This is a genomic window from Nonomuraea sp. NPDC048826 (genome assembly GCF_043198225.1).
GTDB lineage: Bacteria > Actinomycetota > Actinomycetes > Streptosporangiales > Streptosporangiaceae > Nonomuraea.
Window position 1 is genome coordinate 55,343 of sequence record NZ_JBICUQ010000013.1, and the last position, 25,488, is coordinate 80,830.

Consider the following 25,488-nt stretch of genomic DNA (forward strand, 5'->3'; position numbering starts at 1 on the left):
GGCTCACAGCTCGGCTTCAAGCCGATCGCAAGGCGCTCGGCCTATCTCTAGAGGTGATCACGTCACGCGTCACCCCGGAGTTCCCTCATGCGCATGCTCGCCTTCCTCGCCGCCCTGGCCCTCCCCCTCACCGTGGCCTCCCCCGCCGCTGCCGACCGCACGTCCTGGAAGTGGGGGACTGCGTACTCCACTGACGCCAAGGCCAGCGCCTGGGGCAAGGTGACGGTGGGCCAGTCCGGGTTCGTTGTCTCCGGCAACGTGCGGGACATCCCCGGCAAGGCCTGTTCCTGGGTGATCGTCCGCGCCCAGAGCGCGAAGAACGGGCGCTGGAAGACCCACGGCTTCTACTACTGCAAGCCCGGCGTCGGCACCTTCCGCAGGAGCTACGGGTACGTGCTGCAGATCAAGGTCCAGGTCTGCCGAGGCACCGCCAAGCAGCCCACCGGGTCGTGCTCGAAGTCGAAGACCATCTTCACCCAGGGCAGCTAAGGCACAGGTAGCGGGGCAGCCCGCCGCACCTGATCACGTGGAGTCGGGAAGCTCGCCACTGCTCGCCACCCGATAACACTAACAGTGATTGCTATGTAACAATGAGTGGCATGCCATCCCCCCGACATGACGCACTCATTCAGCTGTTCAAAGACCGGCCCGAGCTGGCAGTGGAGATCTTGCGCGACCTCAGGGGAGTGGAGATGCCCGCCACTGCCCTGATCCGCGTCGAGGACAGCGCGTCTAGCGACCTCCCCTCGGGAGAACTCGAAGCTGACGTGGTCGTCGTCCTGGGGCCGCCCAACCAGCCCGCGCACGCCATCGTCGTGGAGGTCCAGCACGACAAGTCCAAGGACCCGAAACAGCTCGCCCGCTATGCCGCCGCCCTGTGGCTGCTGCTGCGCTGCGACGTGGCCGTCCTGGTCGTCTGCCCTGACCAAGAGGTCGCCGCTCACTACGCAGCGCCGGTCGATTCCGGGCTGACCGGCTACCGCTTGTACCCCCACGTGCTGGGGCCGGACGACATTCCGATCATCACCGACACCCACGAGACCTCAGCCCACCACGCCCTCTCGGCCATGGCGGTCAAGGTCCACGGCATGAAGTCCACCGCCTGGCCCGTCTACAGTCCCTTCGCCCGCGAGCATTACGGCCGCGGTTTCAAAGACGGCCTTGCCCAAGTCAAAGCAGAGGGCAGGGCCAAGGGCAAAGCAGTGGGCAGGGTGGAAGAAGCCGCTCGGGTGGTGCTGCTCGTGCTCGGAGCTCGTGGCTTCGCGGTTTCCGATGACATCCGGGCCCACATCACCGCCTGCACCAACCTCGACCAGCTCGAGACCTGGTCCACTCGTGCGGTCACCGCCCAAACCCTCGACGACCTATTCGATGAGTTGGAAGATCAACGTAAGGGCGAGCGGACGGCTTAAGGAGCGCTGAACGGCTCACCTTCGTACGCCTGGTGCAGCATTCGCACGAAAGACGGCGCCTCAGGCAGAGAGGTCAAGGCGATCTGCCGTACAGCAACCCCCGGCATCCACGAGTTCATGACCATGGCCCCGGCCAACGATGGCAGGTCGGTGAGCGTGATCTCCTGGACTCGTTGGGGACACCGAGCCGGTCCAGTTGCCGGCGGACGATGGACATAGTGGTGCTGCCCGACATCCCCGCCTCGGGCCACACCACCGCCGCCTCCTCCCAGAAGGCCAGGTTCCAGATGGATCCCTTCGATGAGCCGACCACGGCGGTCGACGAAGGCGGCGTCGTCGAAGCCGCTGGCCACGGCCTGGCGCAGGAAGTACGTCTTGGCCACCTCGCCGACGTGTTTCACGGCGGGGAGCACCCGTTCGTGCTCGACCGCCGCCAACAAAAGCGGTCCCCCGGGGAGGGGCCGGACGCGGGCAGGCCGGTGCGTACCAGCAGTTCAAGCTTCAGGTCGGTCACGGTGAACTCGCCCGCCGGGGAGTACACGGTGGCCGTCAGGGAGAGGTCGGCCGGGCCTGCCAGGAGGGCCGACCGCAGCCGGGCCCGAACCAGGTCGCCGGGAAGCGTCCGGCCGAACAGCCTTATGGAGGCGGACCGCAGCCTCTCCAGGTGAAGGTCGAGACCTCGTACGCGACCTCCCCTGACCTGCATGGCGGTGAAGTGGGCGTAGCCCGCGAAGGCGAGCGGCGCGAGTTCCGCGGCGGTAGCCTGGCGGCCGTCGCGGTGGGCGACGAAAGAGGACATGGCTTGCTCCAGCGGTGATGCACGGGCCGGAATGCCCGTTCGACGAGGCGACGTTATGGCTTCACACCGATGCAAAGGTCAACTCATGCTGATCGGGGAGCTGTCCCGGCTGACCGAGGTGCGCCCGAGGAAGCTGGGCGGTTGGTGCTGCTTCTGCTGGAGACCCGGGGCTTCGAGCTGTCGGACGACATCCGGGCCCGCGTCACCGCCTGCACCGACCTGGACCAGCTCGAAGGCTGGGCCACCCGCGCCGTCACCGCCCAGAGCGTCGACGACCTGTTCCGCTGATGGATGCGGAGCAGGGGCGCGGCTCCCGATGAAGGTAAACGACCGGTCCAGGGGGAGTAACCCTCCTGTTGGGTAGGAATAGAGGCTCCGAGGGTGCGGTTGTGGGGGGCATGGCAACTCTTGGATTGATCGGCAGTGGCAACATCGGCAGCACGCTCGCCCGCCTCGCCGTCGACGCCGGGCTGGACGTGGTGCTGAGCAACTCCCGTGGTCCGGAGACGCTGGCGGAGCTGGTCGAGGAGTTGGGGCCGCGGGCTCGTGCCTCCACGCCGGACGGTGCCGCGGCGGCCGGGGACTGGGTGGTGGTGACGATCCCGCTGCGCAACATCGATCAGGTGCCGGCGGAGCCGTTGGCCGGGAAGGTCGTGCTGGACACCGGCAACTACTATCCGCAGCGCGACGGGCAGATCCCGGAGCTGGACGCGGAGGAGACCACCACCAGCGAGCTGCTGCAACGGCAGTTGCCCGGGGCCAAGGTCGTCAAGGCCTTCAACAACATCTACTTCAAGCATCTGGCCTCGCTCGCCCGTCCTTCGGGGGCCGCCGACCGTACGGCGCTGCCGATCGCGGGGGACGATACCGAGGCGAAGGCGGCGGTCGTCGAGCTGCTGGACAAGCTCGGGTTCGACGCCGTCGACGCGGGGCCGCTGGCCGAGGGGTGGCGGTTCCAGCGGGACACCGCCGCGTACGTGGTGCCGTACGCGAAGGCCCCTCGGGGCAAGGGGATATCCGGGGATGATCCCGGCTCTCCTGCGAGCGCCGACGAGTTGCGCGCCGCGCTGGACGCCGCCCGCCGCTACCGCGACACGGAGTGACAGGGTGGGAGGAACGCGGGCGACCGCGTTCCTCCCACCGGTCATGGCTGTGCGCCTCTCCCCCAGCGGATCAGCCCGTTTCCGGCCACGCTCCTCCCCTGGTCACAGCCAAGGCCAGGTGGCCGAGGTGCCCGCCTCCAGGAGGGGGATCATGCGGAACGCCGCGTCGGAGAAGCCGCCGAACTCGTGGCGGTTCGCCTTGCCCGTGGGCATCGCGGCGTGCTTGTAGCCCTGGAGGTTGTAGCCGTAGATGGGGACGTGGGCGGGCGCCGAGCCGGAGACGTCGCCGCCCCAGCCGTTCATCGTCTGCATGTCCGACAGGATGACGACCCGGTCGTGGCCGCGGTAGGTGGACCGTACGGACGTGGCGATCTGGGTGCCGTGGCCGACCTCGCCGTTCCTGGCGCAGAACCGCTCGACCTCCTTGAGCACGGACGCGCCGCGCTGCACCTGGTGGCGGAACACGCCGTCGGCGAACCCGTGCAGGTCGACCTGGTCGCCGCGCGCCGCCAGGATGACCCCGAACAGCGCCGCCGCCTGCGCGGGCGTGACCGTGGAGCGGGCCGAGACCGATCCGCCGGTCATGGACGCCGAGGTGTCGACCAGGACCAGCGTGCGGCCGGGGAACGCCGGGACGTTGGCCGTCGCGAGCGTCAGCGCCCGCTCCAGCGCCTGGCCCCACCGCAGCGACGGCGCCGCCAGGTAGGCCGAGTAGAACCGGAACGGAAGCTGCCGCGACCGCGCCACCTCGGCCGGGTCGGTGAGCTTGGCGGCGACTCGCCCGGCGAGCTCGTCGGGGATGCCGGCCTGGTCGAGGTTCTTCAAGTTGCGAAGCGACGCCATATAGCCCATCGACGGGATCACGGCGGCCCAGGCGCCCGCGTCCATCGGCCCCTGGAGCCAGCCGGCGAGCGCCTCCCACGTCATGCCCGCCGCCGTCAGCCGCGCCGGGTCGCCGAGCACGCCGCGCCGCTCGGCCACGGGCAGGGCGAGCAGTTCGGCGCGGGCGCGCAGCAGCCGCAGCGTGTCGGGTACGGGATTGTCGCGGTCGTGCCGGCGGTCCAGCGCGTGCCGGAACAGGTCGCCCTGCCACGGCTTGGCCGGGTCCGGCGTCGGGTGGACCAGGTCCAGCACGTCGCCGAACCGGAATCCCCGCGCGTCGGTGTCGTACTTGACCAGGGACCGCTCGCCGTACAGCCGCCGCACGGCGTCGGCGATGCCCCGTTTGACCGGCTTCGGCACGGCTCGCCCGTACGTGGACATCCAGTACGCGAGTGCCTCGCCGGGCTCGTCCGCGCGCTGGAGCACGCTGTTGACGAGCTGCCGGTTGCCGCCGTCGAGCCCGGCGGCGAGCCGCGCCCGCACGGCCTCCAGCGCGGCGACGATCGGCGCGGAGCGCAGGTTGGCCTCGCCGCGCAGCCAGGGCAGGAACCCGGTGAGCCAGTCGAGGTCCTCGACGGCGATCTGGTGGACGAGGGCGCGGAACCGCTGGTCGCGGTCGCCGGCCTTCTCGTAGAAGCTGGTCTCGCCCACCATGTTCGACACGGCCAGCAGGAAGAGCTCGCTCTTGGCGTCGCGGGCGTATCCGGGCGCGCCCTCGTGGGTGCGGCCGGACGGGACCGTCTCGGTGGTGACCGGACTGAATGTCGCGGTACGCGCGAACTTGCGGTTGAACTTGGCCATGGCGGAACAACTCCTTTCACGGGTCGTGCCGAGGAGGAACCGCCATGCGAAAAGGGGTGCCCGAGATCGAAGTCGGCGACGGTACACAGCGCTCTACCGAATTGAGCTACGTCTCGGTTTCCCGAGGCGGCGGGATTCGAACCCGCAACCACTCGATCCCTGTTCGAAGTAACCGTTGCCTGCGCACCGGGCACCCCTCTGATGTCGTTTCCCCCGAGATCGAAGCGACGGCGGCACTGCCCACCGAACTGGGCGGTGGCCCCCATGGGGGACCGTTAAGGGTTCGAACCTTGAAGTAGCCGCAATCTGCGCACCGGGGAATTCGTCTCCCTGAAGCTGAGATCAACGGTAACCGGTCGTCGCGGCGGGCCGCATCCGCATTTATGCCGGATGAAAAGGCCGGACGACAGAAACGGGCACGACCCGTGAGTGAGAGGTCGTGCCCGTTCGTCAACCTGGCGCCGGGGCGTCGCCGTCGCGCTCCCCCCATGGAAACGGATCAGTGCGGCGACCGCCGGGGCGCCCTGGGACGTCTTTAGACGTCCAGGCACCACATCCAGCCGTGGTCGGCGATGTAGCAGCGGTACCAGCCGTCGTCCTTCGGCCTGGCCTGGGCCGAACCCGCGATGATGGACAGGGAGGCTGCGGCGATCACCGTCACGGCGGCGATGCGGCGGCCGGCGCGCGCGAAGGCGCCGGTCTTCGTGTTGGTTCTCATGCGGAGGATTCCACCGGGCCCGGCTTGTGATCTTCTTGGAACTGGCTGGAAGGGGAAGTCAGAGCCAGATCAGCAGCAGGGCGAGGCAGCAGGCCGTGGCGACGAGGGCGGGCGTGCGGGGTTCGCGGGCGGCCTCGCGCCTGGAGGCGATCACCAGGACGGCGCCCATGCCCAGCGCGACCAGCAGATGCAGGACGTACGACCAGACGCCGCCGGAGATGACGCCGCTGAACATGTCGTCGACGGCGACGTAGCCGGAGAGCCCGCCGACCAGGCACAGGCCCAGCGCCGCGAAGGCGTACCGGTGCCGGGCGAGCACGGCCCAGACGACGGTGCCCAGGACGAGCACGGCCAGGGACTTGTTGTGCAGTTGCCGCATGAGCAGGCCGTTCTCCACCTCGAAGCCGAGTCTCAGGGTCGACTCGTAGGCGGCGCTCATGCCGACGCCCCGTAACGGCTCGTAGGCGCCGTCGTAGACGACCTGGTGGTCGCCGGGCGTGAAGTGGTAGGCGAGGAATCCTCCGGTGACCAGGGCGAAGAGGAAACAGAACAGCAAGGCCTCGCTGACCAATCGTGCCGCTCGCTCCATTCGGCCTATCCCACCACAGGAGAGACGCTCGCGTATGCGGTTGAGCGGGCGGTGGATGGCCGTGCCGCCTCGGGCGGCCCACCATGAGGACATGCTGATTCTTCCTCTGGTCGCCCTGGTGCTGCACGGCGCACTCGCGGGCCTCTTCTACGCGTTCTCCATGTCCGTCATGCCGGCGCTCGACGCCGTCGCGCCCGACCGGGCCGAGGAGGTGATGCGGAGCATCAACAAGAAGATCGTCAACCCCTGGCTCTTCATCGCGTTCATCGGCGCGCCGGTCGCGTCGCTGGTGGCGGGGCTGCTCGCCGACGGTCCGGCCGCGGTCTGGTTCTTCGCCGCCGCCGGGGTCAGTGCCGTCGGCTCCTTCCTGGTCACCGCGGTGGTCAACGTGCCGATGAACAACGCCGTGGACGCGGGGACGATGCCGTGGAAGGAGTACTCGCCGCGGTGGACCGCCTGGAACACGGTCCGGACCGTGGCGTCGCTCGCCGGCCTCGCCCTGATGGGCGTGGGCCTGACCTGGCTCTAGCGCCAGCGGGACTTGCCGTTGAGGTAACGGCCGGCGTCCTCCAGGCTCTCCGGCTGGTACGGGGTGAACAGGTTGGGCGCGAAGCGGCTCCGGTACCCCTCGAAGATCGGCCGGTACATGTCCCAGTGGATGTCCGGCTGGCGGTGCCTGGCGCGGTAGGCGGCGATGGGGATCTGGGCCACGACCAGCTTCTCGAACTTGCTGTCCGCCGCCGCGATCACGTTGCCGTCGGGGCCGTAGACGGCCGAGCCGCCCGCGCCGGTGTCCTCGAAGTACGGGGTGTCGCGGGGCAGGAGCGAGTTGTTGACGATCGCGGTGTAGACCCGGTTGTGCAGGGCCGAGGCGCGCACGTCGATCTCGTTGAAGCTGCCGCTGGCGGTGCGGAGGAAGACCTCGGCGCCCTTGATGGCGGCGGCGCGGAAGAGCTCCGGCTCCAGCTGGGTGGACGACATGGTGATGTTGCCCAGCGAGGTGCGAGCGACGGGCACGACCTGGTCGGCGCCGTACTTCTCGACGTACTCGTCCAGCACGTCGTACACGGTGGTGGTGAAGAGTTCGACGCCGCCGAAGACGCCCTTGACGTTCCTGGCCTTCCAGTGCTTGGCGAGGATGGCGCCGTCGGGACCGATGAGCGTGGTGACGCTGAGCACGTGGCCGGGCCAGTCGGGGTCGCGGACGTACGCGCCGAAGGCGATGTGGCAGCCGTACTGGCGCGCCTTGGCGGAGATGGCCTCCGACTCGGGGCCGGGCAGCTCGATGCAGCGTCGTTCGGCTTCGGCCTTGGTCCAGTTGTCCCAGCCGCTGATCGGGAACTCGTGGAAGAACAGCAGGTCGGGCCGGGGGCCGAACGGGGTGTGGAAGCAGTTGTCGATCAGGTGCAGCATGTGGTCGAGGTTGGCCCGCATGCCGGACGGATCGGGCGTGGGGTTCACGGTCGACTGGACGACGCCGAGGGTCCAGACGTCCTTGGCCAGGTCGGCGGTGGGATAGAGGCCGTCGGTGTGCTGGGTCATGCGGTGGTGATCTCCTCGTGGATGCAGGCGACCAGGCGGCCGTCCGGCGCGGGTGCGAGCTCGGGCTCGACGGTCTTGCAGGCGTCGGTCGCGAGCGGGCAGCGGGTGTGGAAGCGGCAGCCGGGCGGCGGGGCCAGGGCGGAGGGGACCTCGCCGGTCAGCGGCGCCACCGGCGGCCGGCCGGGGGTGGGCACGGCGGCGAGCAGCGCCCGGGTGTAGGGGTGGCGCGGGTCGTCGAAGACCTGTTCGGCGGTGCCGGTCTCGACGAAGCGGCCGAGATACATCACGGCGACGTCGTCGGCCAGGTGCCGGGCGATGTCGATCTCGTGGGTGATGAGGACGTAGCTGAGCCCGAGGCGCTGCCGCAGGTCCTGGAGCAGGTTGACGAGCAGCGCCTTGACGCTGACGTCGAGGCTGGCGGTGGGCTCGTCGAGCACGAGCACCTTCGGCTCGACGGCGAGCGCGCGGGCCACGGTGACGCGCTGCAGCTCGCCGCCGCTGACGCCGCCGGGCCTGCGGCCGAGGTACTCCTCGGTGAGGCCGACCAGGTCGAGCAGCTCGCGGACGCGGGCGTCGCGGGCCGCGCGGCCGGGGTGCAGCCCGTGCACGGCCAGCGGCTGGTGCAGCGCGTGCCCGATGCTCTTGCGCCGGTTCAGCGCCGACCAGGGGTTCTGGGACACGAGCTGGATGGCGCGGCGGTCGGCCGCCTCGCTGCCGTGCACGAGGATGCGGCCGCCGGTGGGCTCGGCGAGCCGGACGAGCATGCGGGCGATGGTGGACTTGCCGCAGCCGGACTCGCCGATGACGGCCAGCGTCCTGCCCTGCGGCACCTCGAAGGAGACGCCGTCGACGGCCCGCAGCAGCCGGCCGCCGCCGGTGCGGAAGTGCTTGACCAGACCTTCGGCGCGGACCGCGGTCATCGGGTCGCCTCCGCCACGTGGCAGCGCACCAGGGACTCTCCCACCGTACGGACCTCCGGGTTCTCCTCGTGGCAGCGCTCGACGACGGACGCGCAGCGCGGCGCGAACGGGCAGCCGGCCAGCCGGTTGGCGCCGGTCACGGTGCCCGGGATGGTGCGCAGCGGCTCGCCCCTGCGGTGCCGGCTCGGCATCGCGTCGAGCAGGGCGCGCGTGTACGGGTGACGCGGCGCCTCGAACAGCTCGGCGGCCGGGGCCAGCTCGACCAGGCGTCCCGCGTACATCACCCCGATGCGGTCGCTGACCTGAGAGATCACGCCGAGGTCGTGGCTGACGAAGATCATCGCCGACCCGATCCTGTCGCGCAGGTCCAGCAGCAGCCGGAGCACCTGGGCCTGCACGGTGGCGTCCAGCGTGGTGGTGGGCTCGTCGGCGAGCAGCAGGTCGGGCTGCTTGCCGATGGCCGCCACGGCGATCAGCAGGCGTTGCAGCTGCCCGCCGGAGAACTCGTACGGGTAGCCGTCGAGCCTGTCGAGCACCCCGCCGAGCCCGACGCCGGTGAGCAACTCCTTGAGCCGCCCGCCCTCGTCGAGCCCGTCGAGGTGCCAGCGCAGCTGCCGGCCGACGGGGGTGACCGGCGAAAGCGAGGTCATGGGCCGTTGCGGGATCAGCCCGATGCGGTCGCCCCGCAGCTTGCGCATGCCGTCCTCGCGCAGCTTGGTGAGGTCGGCGCCGTCGAAGCCGAGATGCCCGGCGTCGACCCGCGCGTTGCGCGGCAGCATCCGCGTGAGGGCGGTCAGCAGCGTGCTCTTGCCCGACCCGGACTCGCCGACCAGCCCGAGGATCTCGCCGGGCGCGAGGTCGAAGGAGACCTCGCGCACGGCGGGCACGTCACCCTCCCGGGTACGGAAGGTGACGCCGAGGTCCTTGACCGACAGCAGCGCGCTCATCAGGTGAACTGGACGCCGGGGACGCTGACGCGGCTGATGCCCAGGCGGGACTCGTCGAGCCCGGAGATGTCGGTGCGCTGCGCCACCAGCATCTTCGGGTAGACCGGCGGGATCATGACGGCGTCGGCGGCCAGCAGCCCGTTGATCTGCTTGCACAGCTCGGCCCGCTCCGCGGCGTCGTTCGTGCCCCAGGCCTGGGCGAGGAGCTTGTCGACCTCCTCGTTCTTGTAGCCGAAGTTGAAGTAATAGGTCGAGTTGGCCACGTTCAGCAGGGAGAAGGCGGTGCGCCCGGCGCCGAAGCCGCTCTCGAAGTTGTTCATCACGAGGTCGAACTTGCCGGACGCCCACTTCTTCACCCAGGGGCCGACGTCCAGGGTCTCCAGCGTGCAGGTGATGCCGGCCTGCTTCCAGCCCTCGACGAGCACCTGGCCGATGTTCTTCATCATGGCGTCACTGGTGATCGTCAGCGTGAACGACAGGTTGGCCACGCCGGCCTCGGCCAGCAGCGCCTTGGCCTTCTCGTAGTCGGGCGCCTCGCCGTACAGCTGCAGGGACGGGTCGTGGCCCTCGACGGCGGGGCCGACGGGGCCCTGCGCGATGGTGGCCGCGCCCGCGAACGCCACGTCGCGCACGCCCTTACGGTCCATCGCGTGCGCCAGAGCCTGCCGCACCTTGACGTTGTCGAAGGGGGCCTTGTTGAGCACGAAGTAGGTGATGATGTCGCTGTTCGCGTCCACCTCGTGCACCTTGATCTGCGCGTCCTGCTTGAGCAGCGCCACGCTCTCCGGCGTGACGTCGGTCATGATCTGGATCTTGCCTTCGCGCAGGTTGACCAGGCGGGTGGCGGGGTCGGGCACGGCCTGGAAGACGACGTTCTCCAGCGCGGGCTTGTCGCCGTGGTAGGAGTCGTTGCGTTCCAGCTCGATCGACTGGCCCTGGGTGACCTTGCCGATCTTGAAGGGGCCGGTGCCCATGGTGGTGTCGGTCTTGGCGATGAAGTCCTTGTGGATGATCGGCAGGTTGGTGAGGTGCGAGCGGAGCACGCCGTACCGGGTGGTCAGCTTGATCTTGACGGTGTGGTCGCCGTCGGCCTCGGCGTCCTTGAGGTAGCCGGCGAAGAAGACGGTCCAGTCGCTGGTGGACTTGGGGTCCGAGACGAACTTCAGCGCGGCCACCACGTCGGCGGCGGTGAGCGGGTCGCCGTTGGCGAAGGTCACGCCCTGCTTGAGCTTGACGGTCCAGGTGAGGCCGTCCTCGGAGATCTCCGGCTCGCCGTCGGCGAGCAGCGGCACGGAGTTCAGCGACGCGTCGTAGGTGTAGAGCGACTCCGTCACCGAGTCGGTGACCCAGAGAACCCGGCTGGAGGTGGTGTACAGCGGGTTCAGGTAGTCGGAGATGGAGGTGACGCCGAAGGCCAGCTTGGTCGGCTTGGGGCCGGACGAGGCGGCCGTGCCCGACGTGCCGGGGGTGCCGGACGTCCCGGACGTCCCGCACGCGGTCACGGCCAGCGAGCCCGCGGTGAGCAGCCCGGCCATCGCCAGGAAGCGGCGGCGGCCGATCATCTCGCTGTTGTGGTCACTCTTCACAATGGTTCCTCAGGGGTGGTGGGGTGGAGGTGGAGCGGGTTCAGCGACGGCCCTGCGCGTCGAGCGCGTCGCCGAGGCCGTCGCCCGCGAGGTTGAAGCCGACGGTGGCGACGAGGATGACCAGGCCGGGGATGATGGAGTACCACCACGCTCCGAGCAGCATGTAGCTGGTCGCGTCGCCGAGGATGTTGCCCAGGCTGGGCCGGGGCGGCTGGATGCCGAGGCCGAGGAAGCTCAGCGCGCTCTCGGCGAAGATCGCCACGCCCAGCCAGAGGAACGCCTGGACGAGCACCGGTGGCAGCACGTTGACCAGCACCTCGCCGCCGATGATGCGCCAGCGGGGCACGCCGATCGCGCGGAGCGCGTCGACGTAGTCCTCCTGGACCTCGACCAGGGTGGCCGAGCGGGTCACGCGGGCGAAGTACGGGATGAAGCCGACGCCGAGCAGCAGCACGACCTTGGTGGTCGTGGTCACCGTCAGCGGGCCCCAGTGGGAGTCGCCGGTGCCGGTGATGCCGATGACGAACAGCGCGAAGACGAAGAGCGGCAGCGCCTGCAGCGCCTCCAGCACGCGCATGATCAGGTCGTCGGGCCAGCGCCCGCCGAAGTAGCCCGCCACCAGCCCGGCGGGCACGGCGACGACCAGGCCGAAGGCGACGCCGGCCGCCGCCACGAGCAGCGAGACGCGGGCGCCTTCCGCCGTCCGGGCGAACAGGTCGCGCTGCAGGTGGTCGGTGCCGAACAGGTGGTCGGCGCCGGGGGCGGCCAGGGTCAGGCCGGTGCGCGCGTCCGGTGACCCGGCCACCAGCGGCCCGGCCACGGCCAGCAGCAGGAACAGGCCGAGCAGGGCCAGGCCGGTCCAGGTCAGCGCGGACATCCGGGGAAGCACTCGGTTCATGGTCAGCGGGCCGTCCCGTTCAGGAACCCGGCGCGGATCCGGGGGTTGAGCACGAAGTAGAGGAGGTCCACGATCAGGTTCGTCACCAGGAACACGGTCGCGGTGATCAGGGTGCAGGCGATGGCCAGCGGGTAGTCGTGCTGCTTGAACGCGCCGACGATGGTCTGGCCGATCCCCGGCAGGTTGAAGACGTTCTCCACCAGGACGGTGCCGCTGATGAAGACGCCGAGCATGAGCCCGATCACGGTGGCCGTCGGGATGATCGCGTTGCGCGCGGTGATCCGGCGCAGGATGCGCCGCTCGGGCATGCCCATCGCGCGGGCGAACGACACGTAGTCGGCCTGCGCGGTGTCGATCATCGAGGCGCGCAGCGTACGGGCGATGATCGCGCCGGAACCGAGGCCGAGTGCGAACGCGGGCAGGATCACGGTGCGCAGGTTCTCCACCGGGTCGTCCCCGAACGGCACCCAGCCGCTCGACGGCAGCACTCCCTTGATGTAGAGGCCGAACACCACGACGAGCACGAGCGCGAGCCAGAAGCTCGGGATGGACAGCGCGATGACGCTGATCACCCGTACGCAGCCGTCCAGGAACGAGTCGCGCCGCCGGGCCGCGACGGCGCCGGCCAGGAGTCCGACGGCGACCCAGAACACGAAGGCGATCAGGCTGAGCTCCAGGGTCACCGGGAGCCGCTCGGCGATGATCTCGATGACCGGGCGGTCGCTGAACAGCGAGCGGCCGAAGTCGCCGACCAGGAGGTTGCCGACGAAGGTGCCGTACTGGACCCAGATCGGCTGGTCGAGGCCGAGTCTGTGCTCGACTTCCGCCACCTTCTCCGGTGTGGGGTTCATGCCGAGGTACGCCTCGGCGGGACCGCCCGGGGCGGCCCTGAGCATGAAGAAGACGAGCGTCAGGACGATCAGCAGGACCAGTGCGAGACCGGCGACCCTGCGTCCGACGTACCGGAGCATCTCGGGCCCCTCTGGCTCGACGCTGTTTCGCGTGGCGGACTGTCATTACGGTGAGCGGAATACTAGCCACGCTTCACGGGCATGCGGAAGGGGTTATCGAGAGGATTTGGAACATCGTTCCGCGAACGCGACCTCTGGTCACGATCGAAGAAGAGCAGGCCACGGGGCTTGACCGGGCACTCCGACAACTACCACACCCACGGAGAAGGCAGTCTCACCGCCGGGCGGCCCAGAGCATGCCGCGCTCGATGATCGTGCGTACGGTGTCGTCGCGCAGCACGTCGAGACTGTGGCCAGGAGTGGTGACGAAGATCCGGCCATTACCCCAGCGCCGGGTCCAGATCGCCGGCGAGGTGACCTCCCGGTGCCACGGATCCCACGGGCGGACCCGCTGCGTGGTCGTGGCCAGCACGTCGATGTAGGCGTCGGTCAGCACCCAGTACTGCTCGGTCACGAGGTCGAAGTCCGCCAGGCCGGCGGTGATGGGGTGGTCCGCCGCCTCGGGAAGCAGGTTCACCGTGTACGGCACGAAGTTGTGCGCCTCGGCGCTCTCGTGCGGCTCGGCCGGGTCCTTGCCGGGATGGCAGGCGAACTGCCCGCCGATCAGGTGAAGGTAGTCGGAGGAGTTGCGGAAGGAGTCGGCGATGCCGCCGTGCCAGCCCGCCATCCCGGTGCCCGCCTCGATCGCGGCCCGCAGACCGGACAGTTCGTCCGGCTCGATCGTGCCCATCGTGTAGCACTGCACGATCAGGTCGACGCCGGACATGAACGCGGCGTCCGCGTACGGCGCCGGGGAGTCCGCCCGGTGCACCTCGAAGCCGTGGCCTTCGAGGAAGGGGACGAAGAGATCGGTGGCGGCGACCGGGGCGTGCCCCTCCCAGCCGCCGCGCACCACCAGGGCCTTACGGTTCGTCATGCTCGCGCCTAACGCTCGGGGACCGACCTCTCCGATCGTCGCATCCCCGCGCGCCCGCGCCCCCGGCTCAACCGGTCACCGAGATCGACCAGTGCTTCTGACAGCTGGAAGGACCGATGAGGTTGCTGTCGCAGCCCTTGATGTTCCACCGGTAGCCGCCGTTCGTCCGGGCCTTGACGATGTACCGGCCGCGGAAGCCGCCGGCGGTGTCCTTCTGCACCCCGTTCGGGTCGGCCGCGCTCGTGTAGCGGACCAGGAACGTGTCGAACTGGCGGTTCGTCCGGTGCCAGTCGACGTACGCGTTGCCGCCCGCCGCCCAGGCGGCCACCACGAAGTTCCCGCCCAGCTTGGGCGACCAGGCCATCTGGCCCCTGGCGAACGTCTGGCGGCGGCCGGCCCAGCCGACCCCGTTCTGGTGGATGTCGCGCTCGCCCGTGGTGGGGCAGCCGAGCTTGCCGTGCTCCCCGCCGAGCTGCTGCCAGCGGGCGCCGATGAGCCCGTACGGCTGGATCTCGCAGCCCGTGGCCGCGGTGGCGTGCGCGGGCACGGCGGCGAGCGTTCCGGCGGCGGCGATCGCCGCGGCGAGCGTGAGGGACAGGCAGCGGTTCATCGCGGCGCTCCTTGGGGGGTTGGTTGCTTCAGTGATACGACCGGCCGCTTGCCGGACACTTGACCGTCGCCTTCTGACAGGTACCGTCACGGTTATCCACGGAGGTGCCCGACATGGCCGAGGAACCGCGGGTCGACGCGACGAGCAGTCCTGACAGACGCCAGCTGGTCCGGGCGGTGGTCGCCTCCGCGGTGGGCACCTCGATCGAGTGGTACGACTTCTTCCTGTACGGGTTCGCGGCCAGCACGATCTTCGCCGAGCTCTACTTCCCGTCGAGTGACGAGACCACCGGCCTGTTGCTCGCCCTCGGCACCTACTTCGGCGGGTTCGCCGCCCGCCCGATCGGCGCGGCGATCTTCGGCCACTACGGCGACCGGATCGGACGCAAGGCCACGCTGATCATCACGTTGCTCACCATGGGCGTCGCCACCACGCTCGTCGGCCTGGTGCCCACCTACGAGCAGATCGGCATCTGGGGCGGCATCCTGCTGACCGTCCTCCGCCTGCTCCAGGGCATCAGCGTCGGCGGCGAATGGGGCGGCTCGGTGCTGCTCGCCACCGAGTGGGGCGACCCGCGCGGCGGGCGGCGCGGCTTCCTGGGCAGCTGGCCGCAGTTCGGCGTGCCGGTCGGGCTCGTGCTCGGCTATCTCGCGCTGCAGACCTTCCAGCCGCTCGACCCGTACTGGGGCTGGCGCATCCCGTTCCTGCTCAGCATCGTCATGGCCGCGATCGGGCTCTACATCAGGCTCGGCATCCTGGAGACGCCGGTCTTCACCAAGGTGCTGCGGGAGAACAAGGTCGAGCGGGTCCCGGTGCGCGAGGTCATCGTCAGGAACTGGCGGGAGATCGTGCTCAGCGCGCTGCTGCGCACCGGCCAGCAGGCGCCGTTCTACATCTTCACCGTCTTCATCCTCAGCTACGCCACCCGGACGCTCGGCTTCGCCTCCGGCGAGGTCTACCGGTACGTGCTGATCGCCGGCGTGGTGTCGCTGTTCACCGTGCCGTTCTGGGGATGGGTGTCGGACCTGGTGGGCCGCAGGCGGCTCTACATCGTGGGCGCCGCGGTCATGGTGGTCTGGTCGTTCGTCTACTGGCCGCTGCTCGACACCCGCGTCCCCGCCCTGGTGTTCCTGGCGATCCTGCTGTCGGCGCCGATCCACGACATCCAGTACGGCCCGCAGGCGACGTTCATCGCCGAGAGCTTCACCGGCCGGCTGCGCTACAGCGGCGCGTCTCTCGGATACCAGCTCGCCTCGGTCACCGCCGGCGGCCCGGCGCCGCTGATCGCCGTCTGGCTGCTCGCCACGTACCAGTCGTCCTTCGCCATCGCCGTCTACATGGCGATCTGCGGGCTGATCAGCGTCGCCGCCGCCATCGCGCTGAAGGACCGCTCGCGGCACGACTACGCGGTCGAGTACGACGAACCGATGGTGGACAAATGACGCACAGGCATGTCACCATCACAGACATGATCATTCGAAGGGAGGGCGACGCCGCCCTCGACAGGTGAGCGCGCCCCTGCGGCGGGAAGCCGCGACCATCCGCGAAGAATGGCTGGGCCTGGCGTCGTCGACGCGGCCCTGCGACCGTCCGGCGGCCGAGGCCGCCATCTCGGAGCTCTACCTCCTGGCCGGGTTCGACCCGCCGCGTTTCCACTGGGCCTCCTCGCCCGTCACCGCTCTGACCACCCTGCCGCCCGGCGTCCGGCCGCGCCCTGACGAGCCCCCCGAGCGGGTGCAGGACTGGCCGGTGGTGCGGGCCCTGTCCCGCCTGGCCATGGACCTGCGCGGCCGGATCGACGCCGGCGTGCGGAGCGCGCACCGGGAACTCGACGCGGTCGTCCGCGCCGAGGTGTACAACCCGCTCCAGTGGTCCACGCGCCGGTTCGCCGGCATGCTGGACGCCGCGCACGACCACCGCACCCGGCACAGGAACTGGCACGAGGACATCACGGCCGTCGCGTGGCAGGCGCGGCACGACGCGCTGCGCCGGCTGGGCGGCGTCGCGGTGTTCAGCCGGGCCCAGGAGCGGCAGGCCCGGCTGTGGGCCGCGGTGGCCCGCTCGTGCGGCTGGTGGTGGCCGCGCCGAGACGTGTGCGTGCTCGCGGAACGCCCGGCCGAGCTGCGCACGGAGGTGTGCGGCGAGCACGGCGAGATGCGGCTCCACCACGACGACGGCCCCGCCGTGCGGTACGCCGACGGCTGGGACGCCCACTTCTGGCACGGCACCCGGGTGCCCGCCTGGGTGATCGACGATCCGGCCGCCGAGCGGATCGAACGCGAGCGCAACGTCGAGGTCCGGCGGTGCGCGATCGAGCGCCTCGGCTGGGACGCCTACATCGAACGGGCCGGCCTGCGGCTGCTCGGCACCGCCCCCGACCCCGGCAACCCCGGCTCCGAGCTGCGGCTGTACGAGGTGGGCAGGAGCACCCGGGTGCTGCTCGCCGTCAACGGATCCGTCGAGCGCGACGGGCGTCGCCGCCGGTACGGGCTGACCGTGCCGTGGTACCTCGACGACCCGATCGCCGCCGCCGGCTGGACCTACGGGCTGTCCGCCGGTCAGTACGCAAGCCTTCTCCGCCGAACCTGAGGTGAATGCCGTGAACGTGACTCTCGCCACTCTCGAAGCACAGACCGGGCTGACCGCGCTCGACCACCTGGAGCGGTCGGTCAGCATCCCCGTCATCGACGGCCTGCAGGCCCAGGGCGACCTGATCGTCATCCCGCTGGCCGTCATCGCCGCGTCCATCAAGCTCCCGGACTCCGCCGACCAGTGGGCACACGTCCCGCCGGAGGGCGTCGACCTGCTGCGCGGCGACGCCGGCGGCAACACCCACACGCTCGTCGCCGAACCGGGCGTCTGCCGGTGGACGCGGCTGGTCTCCGACTCCGACCTGCTGGCCATCGGCGCGTTCGAGACCACCGCCCCGGCCTACCTGCTGCACCCGGAGCACGGGGCGTCGGGCTGCGCGCCCGGCACGTACGTGGTCCGCCGCCAGCGCGAGCTGGAGGGCCGCCGGGCCCGCCTGGTGGCGGACTGATCCGTCAGGGGCAGGCGGGGAACAGCGCGCGGGTGCCGGTGCCGTAGGCCGACGGGTCGGTGAACCGGCACCCGTAGTGCGGATCGGCCACCACCGACGGCGTGATCACGTCGTCGCCGGCCGGCCGCGGACCGCCGCGCTGCCAGCGGACCAGGTCGTCCCAGGCGGCGCCGGCCTCGGCCGGGCTGAACTCGCAGTGGCCCACGGCCCGGATCGCCCGCTGCACCAGGTAGGACGACCGGCCGTGCCGGGCCACGTCCTTCCAGTAGTACTGCTCCATCGAGAACGGCACGAAGTTGTCGCCCAGGTCGTGCAGCGACAGCACCGGCACGTTGATCCGGCCCGACACGCTGGGCACGGCCGTCAGCGCGCGGGTCAACCGGGCCACCGGGTCAGCCGGCGGCACCCGCTGCACGGTCGCGTTGACGTTCACCGGCGAGGCGGGCGCGTAGCGGGTGCCGAGGTTCGTGCCCACCCGGCCGGGCTCCTGCGCCAGCGTGCCGCCCTGCTCCGGCCCGGCCAGCCCGAACAGGAAGTCCTTCCAGTACGCGAACGCGGCCTCCGCGCCCGGCCGCTCACCGCCGCCCTGGTTGATCACGATGTCCCGGAGCTGGGCGCCCAGCGCGTTGCCCGGGTCCTGGCCGGTCAGCCCCAGCCGCGCCTGGATCTCCGGCACCGCCGAGGTCGCGTAGTCGGCCGGGAACGGGTACGCGGGCACGTCCGCCAGGTCCTGGGCGACCAGGTGGAAGTCCAGGAAGAAGTCGAACAGCTCGTGGTCGCCGAGCACCCCGCACATCGGCAGCGCGGCGTCGTAGAAGCCGGGGTACTGCTCCAGGGAGCGGACCGTGATGTGCCCGCCCATCGACGCCCCGGAGATGAACGTGCGCTTCGGCTTGCCGACCAGCCGCGCGAAGTGCCCGGCCAGCGCCCGGGTGCTGAGCACGCCGGCCCGCACGTCGTAGTCGTTGGCGTAGTACGAGGAGGCCGCCCAGGCGTACCCCTGGTCCAGCAGCCGCTGCCGGAGCCCGTAGCCGGGCGGGTCCACGGTGAGCACCCGGGTGGCGCCCCGGAAACCGTGCGCCCACATCACCAGGCTGCCGTTCCAGCGCGGCGGCACCTCGATCTGGTAGGCCGCGTGCCCGTGCACCCCCTGCAGCACCCTGGCCGGCCTGCCGTGCACGATCGCGGGCGGCAGCGGCGGGTTCTCGACGGTGTAACCGGGCAGCGGCTGGTCGTCGGGCACCCCCGGGCGCGGGTGCGCCGCCCCGGACGTGCGGCTCGCCAGGTCGGCGGGCGGGTCGGTGCGCGCCTCCGCCGAACCGGGCACGAGCAGCGCGGTGGTCAGAGCGAGGGCGGAGAGAACCAGGCTCGGACGGCGCATCGGCCGTCACCTCCGGGGCGGGGCTGGTCGGGGGGTGCGGGTGATTCGTTCATACTCCGACGAGGCGGACAGTGAAAGGGCCCCTCACCGGGCGGCACGGTTGCGGGCGCGCCACCCGGGTAGCCACGAGCCCATGACAGTGCGGAACGACGTCATCGCCATCGTCCAGGCCGACCACCGCCGGATCGAGGTCCTGTTCAAGCGCCTGCTGCTGGACCAGAAGGACCCCGGGCCCGCCGTGCACGCGCTGCACGCCCTGCTCACCGCGCACACCCGCGCCGAGGAGGACGTCGTCTACCCGCTCCTGAACGCCCACCACGGCTTCGCCCAGCACAAGGAGGCCGAGGTCCGGCTCGACACGCTGCGCCGGGCCCGGGCCGGGACGCCCGAGCTCACCGAGGCGCTGCACCACCTCGTCGTGTCGGTGATGACGCACTTCTGCGACGAGGAGACGACGATCCTCCCGACGCTGGCCCGCAAACTCACCGCCGACGAGCTGGCCGACCTGGGCGCCACCTTCGAACAGGCCAGACAACGCGAACTCGACGCGCTCAGAGGCCGCCCCGCCTCAGGCGAACCCACCCGTCCCCCCGCCACCGGCCGCTTCGGCACCACCAAGACCAAACTCCACGAGGTCCTCACCACCCTCTGAGCTCCAGGCTCCAGGGGACGGAGAAATCCGGCACCGCCCGGGGAGGCCATGGCGGCGAAGCCGGCGCCCGCCCGGTGCCCCACCCTTCAGGCCGAGACCGTCGAGACGAAGCCGGTGCCCGCCGGCCCCCTCCCTACCCCTTTCCCTCCTCAGGCAGGGACTGTGGGGACGAAGCCGGTGCCGGCTCGGTAGTGGGGGGATTGGTGGCGGAAGTAGGTGTTGTAGACCTGGCAGTAGCGCCCGCCCCTGGCCAGCAGCGTCGTGTGGTCGCCCTCTTCGACGATGCGCCCGTGGTCGAGCACGATGATGCGGTCGACGTGCTCGATCGTGGACAGCCGGTGGGCGATGACGATGGAGGTGCGCTCGGCCAGCACCACGTCGAGGCCCTCCTGGATCTGCGCCTCGGTGAGCGGGTCGACGCTGGCCGTCGCCTCGTCGAGCACCACGATCGCCGGATCCTGGATGAGCAGCCGGGCCAGCGCGACGAGCTGGCGCTGGCCCATCGACAGGGCCCGGCCGTGCTCGCCCACGTCGGTGGCGAGGCCCTGGGGCAGGGCGTCGACCCAGTCGCCGCCGCCGACCGACTCGGCGGCGGCCCGCACCTCGTCGTCGGTCGCGTCGGGCCTGGGGTAGCGGATGTTGTCGGCGACCGTGCCGCTGAACAGGAACGGCACCTGCGGCACCGCGCCGATCTGCCGGCGGTACTCGCCCAGGTCGAGGTCGCGGATGTCACGGCCGTCGATGAGCAGCCGCCCCTCCTGGAACTCGTAGAAGCGGGTGATCAGCTTGCTCAGCGTGGACTTGCCGGCGCCGGTGTGGCCGACGAGCGCGACGGTCTCGCCGGCCTCGATGCGCAGGTCGAAGTCGCGCAGCACCGGGCTGGCCGGGTCGTAGCCGAAGGTGACGCCCTGGAACTCGATGCGCCCGGCCAGCCTGCCGACCGGCTGCGCGCCGGTCTGCACCACCCGGGGCGGCGCGTCGATCAGCGCGAAGACCCGCTCGGACGCCGACAGACCCTGCTGGAACTGCGACCAGAACGCCGCGATCGACGTCAGCGGGAACCAGAACAGCGCCACGCCCTGGAGGAACAGGTACCAGTCGCCGACCGAGAGCCGCCCGCCGAGCACGGCCGTGCCGCCGAGCTGGACCAGGGCGACCGTGGCCAGCCCGGCCACCAGGAACAGCACGGGGAAGATGGCCGAGAAGACGAAGCCCTGGCGCAGCGTCACCCGGTAGCTCTGCTGGTTGATCGGCAGGAACTCGTCGTACACCTGCCGTTCCTGGCGGAAGCTCTTGGCCACGGCGATGCCGCCCATGGTCTCCTGCAGGTTGGCGTTGACCCGGCTGAGCGAGCGCTGCGCCTTGCGGGTGGTGGCGCGGGCGAGCCGCCGGAACAGCAGGGCCAGCCCCACCACCACGGGCACGATCAGGAGCGTCAGCAGGGCCAGCTCGACGCTGCGCAGGAACAGCAGCACCGTGACGAAGCCGACCATCAGCACCTGGCTGATCAGGTCCATGGTGAGCGTGGACACGGTGGCGAAGTCGTCGGTGTCGGAGGTCACCCGGCTGACGATCCGGCCGGACGGCGTCTCGTCGTAGAACGACAGGTCGCGCTGGAGCACCGCGTCGAACGCGTCCTCGCGCAGGTGGAGCACGACGTCGCCGGTCACCCGGGCGCTGAACCACTGCCGGAAGAAGTTGAACACCCAGCCGAAGCACCCGGCCACCAGCAGCGCGCCGGTGAGCGGCCAGGCGACGTCGCCGATCGTGCCGTCCTGGACCGCGTCGACGCCCCAGCTCACCAGGAGCGGCACGGCCGCCTGCCCGAGCGACACCAGCACGATCATGGCGGCGACCACGGCCATCGCCCCGAACCTGGGCCGGAAGTAGGACAGGATCCGGCGCAGCAGCTCGCGGTCGTTGTAGCTGCGGTCGTAGTCTTCGGCCTCGAGGCCGTCCATCAGGAAGCCCATCAGCCTGCCCTCCCCTGCTCGCCGGCCAGCACCGGCGCGTCGTCGTCGGCCGGCAGGGCCTCGTCGTAGTGGGCGAAGATGCGGCGGTAGAGGCGGCTGCGCCCGAGCAGCTCGTCGTGGGTGCCGAAGTCGACCAGCTCGCCGCGTCTGAGCAGCAGGACCTTGTCGGCCCAGCGGATCTGGGACAGGCGGTGGGTGATCAGCAGCGTGGTGCGGCCTTCGAGCACGCGGCCGATCGCCTGCTGGATGAGGTCTTCGGTGGCCGAGTCGACGGCGCTGGTCGAGTCGTCGAGGACGAGGATCGCCGGGTCGGTCAGCAGCGCCCGTGCGATGGCCAGCCGTTGCCGCTGGCCGCCGGAGAGGGTGACGCCGCGCTCGCCGATGACGGTGTCGTAGCCGTCGTCGAGCTCGCCGATGAACTCGGCCGCCTGCGCGTCCTCGGCCGCCCGCACCACGTCGTCGCGGCCGGCCCGCTGACCCAGGCCGAAGGCGATGTTCTCGGCGACGGAGCGGGAGAACAGCACGATGTCCTGCTCGATGGTGGAGATCTGGGACCGCAGCGAGTCGAGGTCCCACGCGCGCACGTCGACGCCGTCGACGAGGACGCGGCCCGAGGTGACGTCGTAGATGCGCGGGACCAGCTTGGTCAGCGTGCTCTTGCCCGAGCCGGTCTCGCCGACCACGGCGACGGTCTCGCCCGGCCGCACGGTGAACGACACGCCGCGCAGCACCGGGTCGCCGCCTTCGTAGCCGAACGTCACGTCGTCGAAGACGATCTCGCCGGTGATCGGCGCGGCGTGTCCGTCGGCCGGCTGATCCAGCTCGGTCTCGGCGTTGACGATGTGCAGGATGCGGCGGGCGGCCACGAGGCCGATCTGGACGAGCGAGAACGTGAAGATCGACATCTGGGTGGGGAAGCCGAGCATGCCCATGAGGCCCATGAAGGCCACCACGTCGCCGATCGTGATCTGGCCCGCCGCCTGCAGCGCGAGCGCGTGCCACAGCCCGGCCGCCATGGCGGCCGCGAACAGCAGCGTGGGCAGGTAGCGGGCCTGCACCAGGCCGTTGCGTACGAACGAGTCGCGGTAGAGGCGGGCCCGGGCGCGGAACCGCTGGCGCTCCTGCGCCTCCTGGGCGGTCACCTTGATGACCTCGATGCCGCGCACGGCCTCGTTGAGCCCGGCGTTGAGATCGCCGAACTGCTCGCGCATCCGGGTCGCGACCGGGTTGAGCTGGCGCATGTAGTGCCAGAGCGCGAGCACGAAGACGACGGCGAACACGCCGGGCACCAGCAGCAGCCGGGGGTCGATCGTGGCGATGAAGAACAACGGCACCAGCCCGGTCAGCCCGGAGTCGACGATCAGGTCGATGCCCGGCGAGATCATGATGGACAGCTGCCGGATGTCGTTGGCGGCCCTGGCCATCAGGTCGCCGACCCGCTGGCGGTTGTGGAAGGTCTGGCTCTTGCCCAGCAGGCTCACGTAGAGCTCGTCGCGGGCGTCGCGCTCCAGCCGCTTGGCCAGCACCTCGCCCGACAGCCGCGCCACCATGTCGAACAGCCCGCGGGCGACCACGAGCGCCAGCATGAGCAGCGCGATCGCGCCGAGCGCGGACCCGTCGCCCAGCACCGCGTCGAAGGCCGAGCCGGTGAGCTGCGGGACCATGGCGTTGAGCACCACCATGACGAGCGACCCGCCGAGGAACCCGGTCAGGTGGAGCGGATGGCTCCGCACATGGGACCAGAACCAGCGCACCGGCCCGCGCCGGTCATAGGCCGGACCGGCGACGGAGAACTCCGAACTGCTGCTGTTCACGGGAACGGCCCCCAGACCCCGATCGGCGTAGACATAGAACCTTTTGTGTATCAGCAGCGACCGACACTTTCCCAACGCTTTTCTCCGGCGGTGAGGCGTGCTCATACTCCGGAGAGACACCCAACAGAGAGGGGCACTCCGTGCTGTACGTCTTCGGCTTCGAGCGCATCGGTGTGGCCGTCAGCGATCTCTACTTCGTCGACCCGGAACCGAACAAGGGCCAGGAGGGGCCCGAGCACGGCGTCCGGCTCGAACTGCGGATGCTCGACGAGGGCGAACTGCAGGGCACGATCTACGCGGCCCGCCCGATCAGCCTCGGCCGCCCGCTGTGGCGGGTGGACCTGCTGGAATCCGTCGAGGGGCGGCCGGGCAGCTTCGACAGGACCCACCACCATCCGGTCTTCACCGACTGGAACCCGGGCCCGCGGGTGTTCGCCAGGGAGCTGTCGGCCGACCCGCTGGGCTGGCTGGCCGAGCGGCTGTCGGACCTGGACGGCGTACTCAAGCAGGCGAACGTGGACGAGACGTACCCGCTGGACGCCGCCGCGTTGCGGGAGCGCACCCCCGAGATCATCGCCTGCGTGGAACGCACGCTGGCCGACGTGCGCGCGGGCCGGCTCGGCAACGCCCCGGCCGAGGGCGGCGAGAGCATCAGGGCCAGCTGGCTCTGAGGCGACCGGGCGCCGGTGACTCCCGGCCTGAGGGGTCGAGAGCGTCTGCCCGCGTCCCGGCGGGCGGGTGGTCAGCCGGGGTGGAGCCAGTACTGCAGGGTGGCGCTGCTGCTCTTGAGCACCCGCGGCTCGCCCGACTCCGCCGGCCAGATCTGCAGCAGGTAGTCGTCGACCGGGCCGTCCATGCCCCTGGCGTGGTAGCGGAGCCGGTACCACCCCGGCCCGGCGGGCAGCGGCGGCAGCTCGTAGGCGGGGCCGCCCCATTCGTGCAGCGCCACCCGGCCCACCACCGAGCGGAACCCCACCTCCACGATGTCCTCGAACTCCTCCTCGGGCCCCGGGTCGCGGTCGGCGACCGCCACCATGAACCCGACGGTGCCGTTGTCGACCCCGGTGATCAGGAAGGCGGAGCCCTCCTCGACCCTGATGATGCCCACCGGGTGGGCCGGGTGGTCCTCGGGCAGGCCGTCGGGGCCGGTGGCCTGGTCGTCGACGAGGTAGGCCTGCCGGTGGTGGACGTGGAGGTCCACATGAACGAAGTGCGCCGTCCCGATCGGTTCGCTCATGCCGCGGATCCTAAGCAGGACCGCTGACACTCCGGTTACAGACCGCTGAAAGCACGCCGTGTGACCCGGCGCGTACAGGGCAGGGGCAATGGACATGAAAGGTTTCTTCAAAGTCGTGGTGGCGCGATGGCTCGCCCGTACCCCTCTCGGACTCGCGGCGCTCGGGATCGGCTGGTTCCTGGGGCGGCGGCGCCGGCAGCGTGAGCAGGAGCAGAACCGGCGCGGCGGGCGCCGTCGGCGTTAGCCGCGTACCGCGCCGAGCAGGGCGCGCAGGTCGGGGTGCTGGTCGGCGGCCTCGTCGAGGGCCCCGGTGAGCACCTTCTCGTACGTGGCGCGCGCGGCGTCGAGCCGGGCGCGGCCGTCGTCCTTGAGCACGGCGTAGACGCCGCGTTTGTCGTCGGGGCACAGGTCGCGGTAGGCGAGCCCGGCGGCGTCGAGGCGGCCGACCAGCCGGGTGACCGAGCTCTGGTTGAGTCCGAGCCGGCCGGCGAGGTCCTGCATGCGCAGCTCGCCGTCCGGGGCGCCGGCGAGGAAGCCGAGCGCCCGGAACTCCGACAGACCGAGGCCGTGCCGGCGCTGGAGCGCCTGGGCCAGGCGGCTCTCCACGTGGGCGTGCAGGGTGAGCAGCCGGGCCCACAGGTCGGTGTCGGTGATCATCGCTCTCCTCGGGTTGACACCAGCTTACTTGTACATGCAT

Annotated in this window: 29 protein-coding genes and 1 tRNA gene; 11 read left to right on the top strand and 19 right to left on the bottom strand. The window is 70.6% G+C overall.

Annotated elements, in window-relative coordinates; all coding sequences use genetic code 11:
- The first annotated feature begins 87 nt into the window (after positions 1–87).
- Both ACGFI7_RS38230 and ACGFI7_RS38235 read left to right on the top strand, forming a co-directional pair.
- Complete coding sequence (locus ACGFI7_RS38230; protein ID WP_393413543.1) at positions 88–489, top strand: hypothetical protein; 402 nt, start codon at positions 88–90, stop codon at positions 487–489.
- Between the two features lie 110 nt (positions 490–599).
- Complete coding sequence (locus ACGFI7_RS38235) at positions 600–1,412, top strand: hypothetical protein (protein WP_393413545.1); 813 nt, start codon at positions 600–602, stop codon at positions 1,410–1,412.
- Here the strand turns inward: ACGFI7_RS38235 and ACGFI7_RS38240 are convergent.
- Both ACGFI7_RS38240 and ACGFI7_RS38245 read right to left on the bottom strand, forming a co-directional pair.
- Positions 1,409–1,849 (bottom strand): hypothetical protein, encoded by a 441-nt coding sequence (locus ACGFI7_RS38240; RefSeq protein ID WP_393413547.1) that lies wholly within the window; start codon positions 1,847–1,849, stop codon positions 1,409–1,411. The two genes, ACGFI7_RS38235 and ACGFI7_RS38240, sit on opposite strands and share 4 nt — an antisense overlap.
- Positions 1,810–2,211 carry a hypothetical protein gene (locus ACGFI7_RS38245; protein ID WP_393413549.1) on the bottom strand — a complete coding sequence of 134 codons (402 nt, stop codon included), beginning with the start codon at positions 2,209–2,211 and terminating at the stop codon, positions 1,810–1,812. The genes ACGFI7_RS38240 and ACGFI7_RS38245 overlap by 40 nt, the downstream gene beginning before the upstream one ends.
- A 144-nt stretch (positions 2,212–2,355) precedes the next feature.
- On the opposite strand from ACGFI7_RS38245, the gene ACGFI7_RS38250 reads away from it, so the two are divergent.
- Positions 2,356–2,499 (top strand): hypothetical protein, encoded by a 144-nt coding sequence (locus tag ACGFI7_RS38250; RefSeq protein ID WP_393413551.1) that lies wholly within the window; start codon positions 2,356–2,358, stop codon positions 2,497–2,499.
- A gap of 110 nt (positions 2,500–2,609) precedes the next feature.
- Positions 2,610–3,314: an NADPH-dependent F420 reductase gene (locus tag ACGFI7_RS38255; RefSeq protein ID WP_393413553.1), complete on the top strand. Its 705-nt coding sequence runs from the start codon at positions 2,610–2,612 to the stop codon at positions 3,312–3,314.
- A 102-nt stretch (positions 3,315–3,416) separates the two neighbouring features.
- Here the strand turns inward: ACGFI7_RS38255 and ACGFI7_RS38260 are convergent, their stop codons facing one another.
- The 4 genes from ACGFI7_RS38260 to ACGFI7_RS38275 all read right to left on the bottom strand — a co-directional run bounded on the left by ACGFI7_RS38260 (position 3,417) and on the right by ACGFI7_RS38275 (position 6,286).
- Positions 3,417–4,997 (bottom strand): TROVE domain-containing protein, encoded by a 1,581-nt coding sequence (locus tag ACGFI7_RS38260; RefSeq protein ID WP_393413555.1) that lies wholly within the window; start codon positions 4,995–4,997, stop codon positions 3,417–3,419.
- Between the two features lie 121 nt (positions 4,998–5,118).
- Positions 5,119–5,186, bottom strand: a tRNA-Ser gene (locus tag ACGFI7_RS38265).
- Between the two features lie 346 nt (positions 5,187–5,532).
- The gene (locus ACGFI7_RS38270) at positions 5,533–5,715 is read right to left on the bottom strand and encodes a hypothetical protein (RefSeq protein WP_393413557.1); all 183 of its coding nucleotides are present in this window, start codon (positions 5,713–5,715) and stop codon (positions 5,533–5,535) included.
- 58 nt (positions 5,716–5,773) lie between these two features.
- Positions 5,774–6,286: a hypothetical protein gene (locus ACGFI7_RS38275; protein ID WP_393413559.1), complete on the bottom strand. Its 513-nt coding sequence runs from the start codon at positions 6,284–6,286 to the stop codon at positions 5,774–5,776.
- Between the two features lie 109 nt (positions 6,287–6,395).
- On the opposite strand from ACGFI7_RS38275, the gene ACGFI7_RS38280 reads away from it, so the two are divergent.
- Positions 6,396–6,833, top strand: a complete 438-nt coding sequence (locus ACGFI7_RS38280; RefSeq protein ID WP_393413561.1) for a DUF1772 domain-containing protein — start codon at positions 6,396–6,398, stop codon at positions 6,831–6,833.
- Here ACGFI7_RS38280 and ACGFI7_RS38285 read toward each other — a convergent pair.
- The 8 genes from ACGFI7_RS38285 to ACGFI7_RS38320 all read right to left on the bottom strand — a co-directional run bounded on the left by ACGFI7_RS38285 (position 6,830) and on the right by ACGFI7_RS38320 (position 14,694).
- Positions 6,830–7,846, bottom strand: a complete 1,017-nt coding sequence (locus ACGFI7_RS38285; RefSeq protein ID WP_393413563.1) for a nitrilase-related carbon-nitrogen hydrolase — start codon at positions 7,844–7,846, stop codon at positions 6,830–6,832. The genes ACGFI7_RS38280 and ACGFI7_RS38285 overlap by 4 nt on opposite strands.
- Complete coding sequence (locus tag ACGFI7_RS38290; protein WP_393413565.1) at positions 7,843–8,766, bottom strand: oligopeptide/dipeptide ABC transporter ATP-binding protein; 924 nt, start codon at positions 8,764–8,766, stop codon at positions 7,843–7,845. Before ACGFI7_RS38290 ends, ACGFI7_RS38285 begins: the two co-directional genes overlap by 4 nt.
- Positions 8,763–9,713 carry an ABC transporter ATP-binding protein gene (locus ACGFI7_RS38295; protein WP_393413567.1) on the bottom strand — a complete coding sequence of 317 codons (951 nt, stop codon included), beginning with the start codon at positions 9,711–9,713 and terminating at the stop codon, positions 8,763–8,765. Before ACGFI7_RS38295 ends, ACGFI7_RS38290 begins: the two co-directional genes overlap by 4 nt.
- Positions 9,713–11,299, bottom strand: coding sequence for an ABC transporter substrate-binding protein (locus ACGFI7_RS38300; RefSeq protein ID WP_393413569.1), 1,587 nt, complete (start codon positions 11,297–11,299; stop codon positions 9,713–9,715). Before ACGFI7_RS38300 ends, ACGFI7_RS38295 begins: the two co-directional genes overlap by 1 nt.
- Before the next feature lie 40 nt (positions 11,300–11,339).
- Positions 11,340–12,188, bottom strand: coding sequence for an ABC transporter permease (locus ACGFI7_RS38305; RefSeq protein WP_393413571.1), 849 nt, complete (start codon positions 12,186–12,188; stop codon positions 11,340–11,342).
- Between the two features lie 11 nt (positions 12,189–12,199).
- A complete protein-coding gene (locus ACGFI7_RS38310; protein ID WP_393413573.1) occupies positions 12,200–13,168 on the bottom strand; it encodes an ABC transporter permease in 969 nt (322 codons plus the stop codon).
- Between the two features lie 214 nt (positions 13,169–13,382).
- Positions 13,383–14,084 carry a ThuA domain-containing protein gene (locus ACGFI7_RS38315; RefSeq protein WP_393413575.1) on the bottom strand — a complete coding sequence of 234 codons (702 nt, stop codon included), beginning with the start codon at positions 14,082–14,084 and terminating at the stop codon, positions 13,383–13,385.
- Between the two features lie 67 nt (positions 14,085–14,151).
- Positions 14,152–14,694: an LGFP repeat-containing protein gene (locus ACGFI7_RS38320; protein WP_393413577.1), complete on the bottom strand. Its 543-nt coding sequence runs from the start codon at positions 14,692–14,694 to the stop codon at positions 14,152–14,154.
- A 113-nt stretch (positions 14,695–14,807) separates the two neighbouring features.
- Between ACGFI7_RS38320 and ACGFI7_RS38325 the strand changes: the two genes are divergently transcribed.
- The 3 genes from ACGFI7_RS38325 to ACGFI7_RS38335 all read left to right on the top strand — a co-directional run bounded on the left by ACGFI7_RS38325 (position 14,808) and on the right by ACGFI7_RS38335 (position 17,734).
- On the top strand, positions 14,808–16,136 hold the full coding sequence (locus ACGFI7_RS38325; RefSeq protein WP_393413579.1) for an MFS transporter: 1,329 nt from the start codon (positions 14,808–14,810) through the stop codon (positions 16,134–16,136).
- A gap of 64 nt (positions 16,137–16,200) precedes the next feature.
- On the top strand, positions 16,201–17,283 hold the full coding sequence (locus ACGFI7_RS38330) for a DUF6745 domain-containing protein (protein WP_393413581.1): 1,083 nt from the start codon (positions 16,201–16,203) through the stop codon (positions 17,281–17,283).
- Between the two features lie 10 nt (positions 17,284–17,293).
- Complete coding sequence (locus ACGFI7_RS38335; protein ID WP_393413583.1) at positions 17,294–17,734, top strand: hypothetical protein; 441 nt, start codon at positions 17,294–17,296, stop codon at positions 17,732–17,734.
- A gap of 4 nt (positions 17,735–17,738) precedes the next feature.
- Here the strand turns inward: ACGFI7_RS38335 and ACGFI7_RS38340 are convergent, their stop codons facing one another.
- Entirely contained in the window at positions 17,739–19,115 is a 1,377-nt protein-coding gene (locus ACGFI7_RS38340; RefSeq protein WP_393413585.1) for an alpha/beta hydrolase family protein, read from the bottom strand.
- Between the two features lie 133 nt (positions 19,116–19,248).
- Between ACGFI7_RS38340 and ACGFI7_RS38345 the strand changes: the two genes are divergently transcribed.
- Positions 19,249–19,767: a hemerythrin domain-containing protein gene (locus tag ACGFI7_RS38345; protein ID WP_393413586.1), complete on the top strand. Its 519-nt coding sequence runs from the start codon at positions 19,249–19,251 to the stop codon at positions 19,765–19,767.
- 149 nt (positions 19,768–19,916) lie between these two features.
- Here ACGFI7_RS38345 and ACGFI7_RS38350 read toward each other — a convergent pair whose 3' ends face one another.
- Positions 19,917–21,740, bottom strand: coding sequence for an ABC transporter ATP-binding protein (locus ACGFI7_RS38350; protein ID WP_393413588.1), 1,824 nt, complete (start codon positions 21,738–21,740; stop codon positions 19,917–19,919).
- Entirely contained in the window at positions 21,740–23,554 is a 1,815-nt protein-coding gene (locus tag ACGFI7_RS38355; RefSeq protein ID WP_393413590.1) for an ABC transporter ATP-binding protein, read from the bottom strand. The genes ACGFI7_RS38350 and ACGFI7_RS38355 overlap by 1 nt, the downstream gene beginning before the upstream one ends.
- A gap of 140 nt (positions 23,555–23,694) precedes the next feature.
- Between ACGFI7_RS38355 and ACGFI7_RS38360 the strand changes: the two genes are divergently transcribed.
- Positions 23,695–24,225 (top strand): hypothetical protein, encoded by a 531-nt coding sequence (locus ACGFI7_RS38360; protein ID WP_393413592.1) that lies wholly within the window; start codon positions 23,695–23,697, stop codon positions 24,223–24,225.
- Positions 24,226–24,296: 71 nt separating this feature from the next.
- Here ACGFI7_RS38360 and ACGFI7_RS38365 read toward each other — a convergent pair whose 3' ends face one another.
- Positions 24,297–24,791, bottom strand: a complete 495-nt coding sequence (locus ACGFI7_RS38365) for a hypothetical protein (protein ID WP_393413594.1) — start codon at positions 24,789–24,791, stop codon at positions 24,297–24,299.
- Between the two features lie 88 nt (positions 24,792–24,879).
- Between ACGFI7_RS38365 and ACGFI7_RS38370 the strand changes: the two genes are divergently transcribed.
- Positions 24,880–25,035 carry a DUF6203 family protein gene (locus ACGFI7_RS38370; protein WP_393413596.1) on the top strand — a complete coding sequence of 52 codons (156 nt, stop codon included), beginning with the start codon at positions 24,880–24,882 and terminating at the stop codon, positions 25,033–25,035.
- Here ACGFI7_RS38370 and ACGFI7_RS38375 read toward each other — a convergent pair.
- Entirely contained in the window at positions 25,032–25,448 is a 417-nt protein-coding gene (locus ACGFI7_RS38375; RefSeq protein WP_393413598.1) for a MarR family winged helix-turn-helix transcriptional regulator, read from the bottom strand. The genes ACGFI7_RS38370 and ACGFI7_RS38375 overlap by 4 nt on opposite strands.
- Between the last annotated feature and the right edge of the window lie 40 nt (positions 25,449–25,488).